Origin of the sequence: Flavobacterium sp. (assembly GCF_040382755.1) — a bacterium.
In the GTDB taxonomy this organism is placed as follows: Bacteria; Bacteroidota; Bacteroidia; order Flavobacteriales; family Flavobacteriaceae; genus Flavobacterium.
Genome location: NZ_JBEIET010000018.1, coordinates 18971 through 27251, shown reverse-complemented (window position 1 = coordinate 27251; position 8281 = coordinate 18971). Strand labels below are relative to the sequence as shown.

The following is an 8281-nucleotide window of genomic DNA, read 5'->3' as shown; positions in this document are numbered from 1 at the left end:
TGTAACCTATAGAGGCAAATAAATGTTGTTTTATCCTTTACTTTTCAAACCCATTTTTAAAGAACGAATTTGGGGAGGTATCAAACTAAAAGAAGTTTTAAATAAATCTTTTGATGGCAGCCAAATTGGCGAAAGCTGGGAGTTAACAACTGTAGAAAATGATATTAGTGTTGTTGTTAATGGAGCATTTGAAGGATTGAATTTAAATCAATTAATTGAAAAATACCCTACAGAGTTATTAGGTGTTAATTCCATTCAACATTTCGGAAATAATTTTCCTTTACTTTTTAAATTTATTGACGCCAAAGAAGACTTGTCTATTCAAGTACATCCAGACGATGTATTGGCAAAAGAGCGGCACAACTCTTTTGGTAAAACGGAAATGTGGTACGTAATGCAAGCCGATGATAATGCAAGATTGGTAGTTGGATTTAAAGACAAAACAAATAAAAAAGAGTATCAAGAACATTTAGAAAATAAAACATTAGTTGCAGTTTTAAATGAAACTCCTGTAAAAGCAGGCGATGCTTTTTTTCTGGAAACAGGTACCGTTCACGCCATTGGCGCTGGTGTTTTAATTGCAGAAATTCAACAAACAAGCGACATTACCTATCGATTATATGATTGGGATAGGATAGATGCAAATGGAGTTGGTAGAGAATTACATACAGATTTAGCTCTTGATGCAATAAACTTTGAACCTACAAATACTAAATTAGACTACGAAGTTGTTAAAAATAAGTCAGTTAATTTAGTAGAATGTCCGTTTTTTAAGACCAATATTTTACAAATTTCAGATATTTACAATTGGAAAAAAACGAAAGAATCGTTCACGGTTTTGATGTGTACAGAAGGAAGTTTCACTATTAATATGCTACATTTTAAAGCTGAATTTAAAAAAGGAGATACTATATTAATTCCAGCTATAATAGATAGTTTTGAAATTATTGGTGAAGCAACTCTATTGGAAATTACAATTTAATTAGCAGCGTATTGATATATTGTTTACTTTTGCATCATAATTTTTAAAAATAAGAAAATGGCAAGCGTTAAAAACTTGAAAAAAGAAATTAACTACGTTTTAGGAGATATCTTAAACATAGTATATATTTGGGAAATGACTTCTACAGGAAAACCAACTGAATCTTCAGAGGCTTTAGTAGGAGATATTTACGATACATTTGATGCATTAATGGTAAAAGTAAACCAAAAAAATGTTGAAAATAAAAAAGCACATTACAAATTAGTAAAAGCTGAATTCGAAGTTGCTGCAAATCAATTTGTTGCAAAAGTAAACGAATTAAACTAAAAAAAATCGCAAAAAAAAAGATTATTTTTTTTGCAAATTAAATTATCAAGACTATATTTGCAGTGCAAAATGAGTCGCCGGTGTAGCTCAGCTGGCTAGAGCAGCTGATTTGTAATCAGCAGGTCGTGGGTTCGAGTCCCTCCACTGGCTCAAAAAAAAGGCAATCGAAAGATTGCCTTTTTTTATTTGTATTTATTGAAGTTTAAAAAACCAAAATGGGTTATAAAAAAAAATGCTTTTCTAAGAAAGCATTTTTTTGTTTTAAATATCGTCAAAATCTATATCTGTGTAACTTTTTGAAGAAGTAGAAGTAGGTTCTTCAGAATTGGAGTATTCTGCACCATCAGATTCTTTTTTAAAATCTTTTTGATGTCTTTCTGAAATTACTTCTTCTCCTTTATGGTTAATTACATATTCGGTCATTTCGCTTAAAATTTCATTAAAAGAAGCAAAATCTTCTTTATATAAATAAATTTTATGTTTTTTAAAATGATACGAACCATCTTCTTCTGTAAATTTTTTACTTTCAGTAATGGTAATGTAATAATCGTCTGCTTTTGTTGCTCTTACATCAAAGAAGTACGTTCTTCTTCCTGCTCTTAATACCTTAGAAAAAATGTCTTTTTCTACTAATTCTTTGTCATTCATAATCCTTCGTTCAATTATTAGTTGTTTTCGTGTTTCAAAAATCTAAAAAAAAACTTTATTAAACAATTTTTTTAAGCATTTTCTTTTTCAGAAAGTTGTTTTATGAATAAATCTTTATAAAAGCCTTCTTCTTTTACAAGTTCATTGTGTGTGCCTTGTTGTACAATTTTTCCTTCATCTAAAATTATTATTTTATTTGCATTTTTAGCTGCAGATGCTCTATGTGTTACGATAATTGTTGTTTTATCTTTGAAAATTAATTTAAAATTATTGATTATTTTTTCTTCAGTTTCTGTATCAACGGCGCTTAAACAATCATCTAAAATTAATATTGGTGCTTCTTTAATTATCGCTCTGGCTATAGAAACTCGTTGTTTTTGTCCGCCTGACAATGTAATACCTCGTTCTCCTAAAATAGTGTCATATTTATTAGTAAACAATTGAATATTATCATCCACTACTGCCATTTTTGCTGCTTCAATAATTTCATCGTCAGTGGCATCTTCTTTTCCAAATTTTATATTGTTTTTTATTGAATCGGAAAACAAGAATGGATCTTGCGTAACAATACTCATACTTTTTCTCAAATGATATAAATCGTAATCTGCTAAATCTTTACCATCAATTTTAATTTTAGAAATTCCAGATACGTCGTGAATTCGAGTTAATAAAGATAATATGGTTGATTTTCCTGATCCTGTTTTTCCTAAAATCGCAATAGTTTCTCCTTTGTTTATTGTAAAGCTAACATCAGTTAGTGCTTTTATGTTTGTGTCATCGTAGGTATAACTTACATTTTCAAAAGTAATTTTTCCTTCAATTGGAGTGGTAATTGTTCCTATATTTTGAATTTCGGGTTGTTCTGTTAAAAATTCATTGATTCTTTTTTGTGAGGCTTCTGCTTCTTGAACCAATGAAGAAACCCAGCCAAATGAAGCCACAGGCCAAACTAACATCCCTATGTATAATAAAAACTTAGCTATTACTCCAATGTCTTTAATTTCTCCATTAACATACATTTGTCCGCCTACAAAAATTACAATTAAATAACTTAATCCAATTAATAAAATCATTAGAGGTCCAAATAAAGCGTTTGTTTTGGCTAACGCTAAGTTTTTTTCTTTACTAATTTTAGATAATTTAATGAATTCATTATTTCTATCATTTTCTAAAGCATATGCTTTTATTACTCTGATTCCAGAAAAAAATTCTTGTGTAAAAGAGGAAAGCGTAGATAGATTCTCTTGATATTCGGTACTTTTTTTATTGATTCGTTTGCTTAAAACAAAAATACTATAAGATAAAATCGGTAGTGGAAGCAAGCAATAAATGGTAAGTTTTACGTTTACTGCCGACATACTAATAATGATTGCAGCAAATCGAATTATTGTATTTATGGTATACATTACCGCTGGTCCTACATACATTCTTACTTTTCCAACATCTTCACTAATTCGATTCATTAAGTCGCCAGTTCTGTTTTTTTTGTAAAAATTTTGAGAAAGATTTTGGTAATGATTGAATATTTCATTTTTCAAATCAAATTCTACAAATCGAGACATTACAATTAAGGTTTGACGCATTAAAAAGGTCAAAAATCCAGCAATTAAAGTGCAGAATATGATTAGTGCAATATTTTTAAAGAGTTCGTTTTTTAATAAAGCAGTGTCTTTGTTTTCCGATTTCAGAAAGGTTTCAATTAAGGAAATTGATTTCCCAACTAATTCCGGAGTGTATAATGCAAATATTTGTGCCACAATAGTGATGACAATTCCAAATAAAAAGCGGTATTTATATTTTATGAAATATTTATTTAAATATTGTAATTCTTTCATTTAAAGTAATGTAATTAAAAGTAATTTTAATTTTGTTAGTTAATTTATGGTTTTTTCTATTTTATGTTTAAAGCTTGTAATTATTGTATTCGTAAAAATAAAATAAAATAAAATACGAGAATTTTATATAATTTATACCTATTTTTGCGACTCATTATTGATAAATAATCAAATATACTCATGACAACAGATATTATAAATTCAAATGAACTACATAAAGTAGATCCTGTTTTTGGTCAAATTTCTTTTGACGGACACGAACAAGTTGTTTTTTGTAATGACAAAGATACAGGATTAAAAGCAATAATCGGAATTCATAATACCGTTCTTGGTCCAGCCCTTGGAGGTACCAGAATGTGGAAATATGCAAACGAGTGGGAAGCCTTAAATGATGTGTTGCGTTTATCTCGTGGTATGTCTTTTAAATCTTCTATTTCAGGATTGAATTTAGGTGGTGGAAAAGCAGTTATTATTGGTGATGCCAAAACTGAAAAAACACCGGAATTGATGAGAAAATTCGGAGAATATGTAAATTCATTATCTGGAAAATACATTACAGCTGAAGATGTTGGAATGGAAACTAAAGATATGGATACGGTAAGAGAAGTAACGCCTTATGTTACTGGAATTTCTGAAAGTAAAGGTGGCTCTGGAAATCCATCTCCAATCACAGCATATGGTGTTTTTATGGGAATGAAAGCGGCCGCTAAACACAAATTTGGCGTAGATACTTTAGCTGGAAAGCGCGTTTTAGTTCAAGGAATTGGGCATGTAGGTGAAGTTTTAGTACAACATTTAACGAATGAAGGTGCTATTGTAACTATTTCTGATATTAATGAAAATAGATTACATGAAGTGGGTTCAAAATACGGAGCTAAAATTTTTAGTGGAAACGATTTATACAGTTTAGATGTTGATATATACGCACCATGTGCTTTAGGCGCAACTATTAACGATGAAACCATTAGCAAGATTCAAGCAAAAGTAATTGCTGGGGCGGCTAATAATCAACTTGCTAATGAATTGATTCATGGAAAATTATTGAAAGAAAAAGGAATTTTATATGCTCCTGATTTCTTAATAAATGCAGGTGGTGTAATTAATGTGTATTCTGAGTTGGCAAATTTAACTTCTGCTCAAGTAATGGAAAAAACAGAAAATATTTACCATACTGCAATGGATATCTTTACCTTATCAGATGTTCAAAATATTACAACACATCAAGCGGCATTAAATATTGCTCAAAAAAGAATTGATGACAGAAAAAAAGAATTACAAAACAAATAATTCTTTAAAATAAAAAATTGTAAATTTGTCCCGAAATAAAACAATAATTATTTCGGGATAATTTTTTTAAAGTTCTTAGCCATGCTTAACAGAAGACATTTTAGAGTAAAAGTGATGCAAACCATCTATGCAATGCATCGTCACGAATCGGATTCATTAGATAAAGAGGAAAAATTTTTATTACAAAGTATTGAAAATTCTCAAGATTTATATTTAGTTATGCTTTCTATTTTCAATGAATTACAACTCAAAGAAAAAGCATATTTAGAATTAGCTTCTAAAAAACATTTGGCTACAAAAGAAGAACAAAATCCTAACTTTAAGTTTGTAAATAACAGTTTCTTTAAAGTTTTAGGAAATCACACTGCCTTTTATGATAAATTAGAAGAAAGAAAAATTGACAATTGGAAACGTAATGACGATTGTATTATTTTCCTTTTAGAAGCAATTAAAACTTCGGATATATACAAACGATATATGGCAGTTGAAACATCAGAATTTAAGAAAGATATTTTCTTTATATATGATGTTTTTAATGAGATTATTGCACCAAACGAAAAACTTTACGATTATTTAGAAGATTATAAAATTACATGGGTTGATGATATTCCTGTAATTAACACCTTACTTTCTAAGCAAATTAAGGCGATAAAAAGTTTTGATGATTCTTTAGAGTTGCCAGTTGTTTTTAAAGATTTAGATGACAAAGAATTTGTAAGAAATTTATTTAGAAAAACAGTTTTAAATGAATTGGAATTTGCAGCCACATTTGAAAACAAAACACCAAATTGGGATAAGGAGCGTATAGCGGAATTAGACACTATCATCCTTAAAATGGCTATTTGCGAATTGTTAAAATTCCCGTCAATTCCTGTAAAAGTTACCTTAAACGAATATTTAGAAATTGCTAAAGAATATTCTACGCCAAAAAGTAGTATATTTATCAACGGAATTTTAGATAATTTAGTAAAAGATTTTCAAGCCGAAGATAAAATTAAAAAAACGGGTAGAGGATTATTATAAATTAATTATTATGAAAAAAACAATTAGAATTTTTGTAATAGCTTCATTGCTAATTACTTGGTCTTGTAAAAAAGAGTTGACTCCAGAAGAAAATTTGATGCTTAGTTTACAAAAGAATGCTGATGCGCCAAAAACGAAAGTAACTTTTGATAAAATGGTTCACGATTTTGGTGAAATTAAACAAGGTGAAGTTGTGTCTACTACATTTACTATTAAGAATATAGGAGACAATGATTTATATGTTATAGAAGCACATGGTTCTTGTGGTTGTACGGTTCCAGAAGTTACTAAAGAGGCTATAGAGCCAGGGGAATCAGCGCCAATTCAAGTGAAATTTGACTCTAATGGAAAGTCTGGTGAAGTTACAAAATCAGTATTGATTACGTGTAATACAGCAAAAATTGTTGAAACTATTAATATAAAAGCAAGTATTAAAACTAAATAAAAACGATATGAATCCAATGTTAATTGCACAGTTGGTATTAATGATAGCGGTATTTTACTTCTTAATCATTATGCCGAAAAACAAAAAAATTAAATTAGAAAAACAATTTTTAACCAATTTAAAAACAGGCGATAAAATTATTACAATTGCCGGAATTCATGGTAAAGTTTCTGAAATTGCTGAAACTACAATTGTTATGGAAACCATGTCGGGTAAATTAAAAATTGAAAAAAGTTCAATTTCTGCTGAAATGAGTTTAAAATTGAACGAGAAGAAATAATTTTTTAAATTCCAAAAAAAATAAATTCCAAATTCCTAACTGAATAACAGTGGAATTTGGAATTTTTGTATAAAGTGTATTTTGTCATTCTGAACTTGTTTCAGAATCTATTTTTTTTCTTCTATTATTTCTTATTCTGAATTGCGTTTAATTCTGCAATTTTCACAATTACTTCAACCGCTTTTTGCATACTTTCTACAGGAACATATTCGTATTTGCCGTGAAAGTTATGTCCGCCAGCAAAAATGTTCGGACAAGGTAATCCCATAAATGATAAACGCGAACCATCAGTTCCGCCACGAATTGGCTTTATTAAAGGTTTTATGTTTAATTCTTTCATAGCTTGTTCGGCAAGTTTTACAATATGCATTACGGGTTCTACTTTTTCACGCATATTATAATATTGGTCTTTTATTTCTAAAACAGCAATGTCTTCGCCAAATTGTTTTTGGTATTTTTTATTAATTTTAGCAACTACTTCTTCAACATACAACTTACGTTTTTCGAATTTTTTACGATTATGATCTCTTATAATTAATTGCACTAAAGTATCTTCTATACTACCTTGAATATTTGTAACGTGATAAAATCCTTCGTAATTTTTAGTCGTTTCAGGAGTCTCGTCTTTCGGTAATTTTGAAATAAATTTATTCGCTAAAAGCATCGAATTGATCATTTTCCCTTTAGCATAACCTGGATGCACGCTTTTACCTTTGAAAGTTATTTTTACTCCAGCTGCATTAAAATTCTCATATTCTAATTCTCCAATTTGACTTCCATCCATTGTATAAGCCCAATCTGCAACAAATTTTTCTACATCGAAATGATCTGCGCCACGTCCAATTTCTTCATCAGGTGTAAAACATACTTTTAATGCTCCGTGTTTAATTTCTGGATGTTGCACTAAATATTCCATTGCAGTCATAATTTCTGTAATTCCTGCTTTGTCATCTGCACCTAGTAGCGTAGTACCGTCAGTAGTAATTAAAGTTTGACCTTTATATTGTAATAAATCTTTGAAGTAAGAAGGCGATAAGATGATGTTTTTTTCGGCATTTAAAACAATATCGCCACCATCATAATTTTTAATAATTTGTGGTTTTACATCTTTTCCAGTAAAATCAGGAGTGGTATCAAAATGCGAAACAAAACCAATTGTAGGTACTTCGTAATCTAAATTACTTGGCAAAGTTGCCATTACATAGGATTTGTCGTCAATTGAAACATCTGACAAACCTATTTGTTTTAACTCTTCAACTAATTTATTGGCTAAATCCCATTGTTTAGCAGTACTTGGAGTTGTGTTAGATTCCGGATCCGATTCTGTATCTACAATAACGTATCCAATAAAACGGTCAATTATATGTTGCATCTGTTTTGTTTTTAATAGTGATGCAAATATAAATGTTTAATGTTTAAAAGTTTAAAAGTTTAGAAGGTTTATTTGGGTATTT

General features: G+C 29.4%; 9 protein-coding genes and 1 tRNA gene. 7 read left to right on the top strand and 3 right to left on the bottom strand.

Going from position 1 to position 8281, the window contains the following annotated elements; genetic code table 11:
* Positions 1 to 22: 22 nt before the first annotated feature.
* From ABWO04_RS03440 to ABWO04_RS03430, 3 genes are all read left to right on the top strand, one after another.
* On the top strand, positions 23 to 982 hold the full coding sequence (locus ABWO04_RS03440) for a type I phosphomannose isomerase catalytic subunit (protein WP_353077331.1): 960 nt from the start codon (positions 23 to 25) through the stop codon (positions 980 to 982).
* Between the two features lie 57 nt (positions 983 to 1039).
* Positions 1040 to 1309: a hypothetical protein gene (locus tag ABWO04_RS03435; protein ID WP_353077329.1), complete on the top strand. Its 270-nt coding sequence runs from the start codon at positions 1040 to 1042 to the stop codon at positions 1307 to 1309.
* Positions 1310 to 1385: 76 nt separating this feature from the next.
* Positions 1386 to 1459, top strand: a tRNA-Thr gene (locus ABWO04_RS03430).
* Positions 1460 to 1570: 111 nt separating this feature from the next.
* On the opposite strand, the gene ABWO04_RS03425 is transcribed toward ABWO04_RS03430, so the two are convergent.
* Positions 1571 to 1957: a PUR family DNA/RNA-binding protein gene (locus ABWO04_RS03425; RefSeq protein ID WP_353077327.1), complete on the bottom strand. Its 387-nt coding sequence runs from the start codon at positions 1955 to 1957 to the stop codon at positions 1571 to 1573.
* 71 nt (positions 1958 to 2028) lie between these two features.
* Positions 2029 to 3792, bottom strand: a complete 1764-nt coding sequence (locus tag ABWO04_RS03420; protein WP_353077325.1) for an ABC transporter ATP-binding protein — start codon at positions 3790 to 3792, stop codon at positions 2029 to 2031.
* Between the two features lie 180 nt (positions 3793 to 3972).
* On the opposite strand from ABWO04_RS03420, the gene ABWO04_RS03415 reads away from it, so the two are divergent.
* The 4 genes from ABWO04_RS03415 (at position 3973) to yajC (ending at position 6827) form a co-directional block, all read left to right on the top strand.
* A complete protein-coding gene (locus ABWO04_RS03415; RefSeq protein WP_353077323.1) occupies positions 3973 to 5079 on the top strand; it encodes a Glu/Leu/Phe/Val family dehydrogenase in 1107 nt (368 codons plus the stop codon).
* Between the two features lie 81 nt (positions 5080 to 5160).
* The gene (gene nusB / locus ABWO04_RS03410; protein ID WP_353077322.1) at positions 5161 to 6102 is read left to right on the top strand and encodes a transcription antitermination factor NusB; all 942 of its coding nucleotides are present in this window, start codon (positions 5161 to 5163) and stop codon (positions 6100 to 6102) included.
* A gap of 10 nt (positions 6103 to 6112) precedes the next feature.
* Positions 6113 to 6547, top strand: a complete 435-nt coding sequence (locus ABWO04_RS03405) for a DUF1573 domain-containing protein (protein ID WP_353077320.1) — start codon at positions 6113 to 6115, stop codon at positions 6545 to 6547.
* Between the two features lie 7 nt (positions 6548 to 6554).
* Positions 6555 to 6827, top strand: a complete 273-nt coding sequence (gene yajC, locus ABWO04_RS03400) for a preprotein translocase subunit YajC (protein WP_353077318.1) — start codon at positions 6555 to 6557, stop codon at positions 6825 to 6827.
* A 124-nt stretch (positions 6828 to 6951) separates the two neighbouring features.
* On the opposite strand, the gene pepT is transcribed toward yajC, so the two are convergent.
* Entirely contained in the window at positions 6952 to 8199 is a 1248-nt protein-coding gene (gene pepT / locus ABWO04_RS03395) for a peptidase T (RefSeq protein ID WP_353077316.1), read from the bottom strand.
* Positions 8200 to 8281: the final 82 nt, after the last annotated feature.

Coding starts and splice junctions, on each gene's coding strand:
- ABWO04_RS03440 (WP_353077331.1), top strand. CDS start 23: ATGTTGTTTTATCCTTTACTTTTCAAACCCATTTTTAAAGAACGAATT.
- ABWO04_RS03435 (WP_353077329.1), top strand. CDS start 1,040: ATGGCAAGCGTTAAAAACTTGAAAAAAGAAATTAACTACGTTTTAGGA.
- ABWO04_RS03425 (WP_353077327.1), bottom strand. CDS start 1,957: ATGAATGACAAAGAATTAGTAGAAAAAGACATTTTTTCTAAGGTATTA.
- ABWO04_RS03420 (WP_353077325.1), bottom strand. CDS start 3,792: ATGAAAGAATTACAATATTTAAATAAATATTTCATAAAATATAAATAC.
- ABWO04_RS03415 (WP_353077323.1), top strand. CDS start 3,973: ATGACAACAGATATTATAAATTCAAATGAACTACATAAAGTAGATCCT.
- nusB (WP_353077322.1), top strand. CDS start 5,161: ATGCTTAACAGAAGACATTTTAGAGTAAAAGTGATGCAAACCATCTAT.
- ABWO04_RS03405 (WP_353077320.1), top strand. CDS start 6,113: ATGAAAAAAACAATTAGAATTTTTGTAATAGCTTCATTGCTAATTACT.
- yajC (WP_353077318.1), top strand. CDS start 6,555: ATGAATCCAATGTTAATTGCACAGTTGGTATTAATGATAGCGGTATTT.
- pepT (WP_353077316.1), bottom strand. CDS start 8,199: ATGCAACATATAATTGACCGTTTTATTGGATACGTTATTGTAGATACA.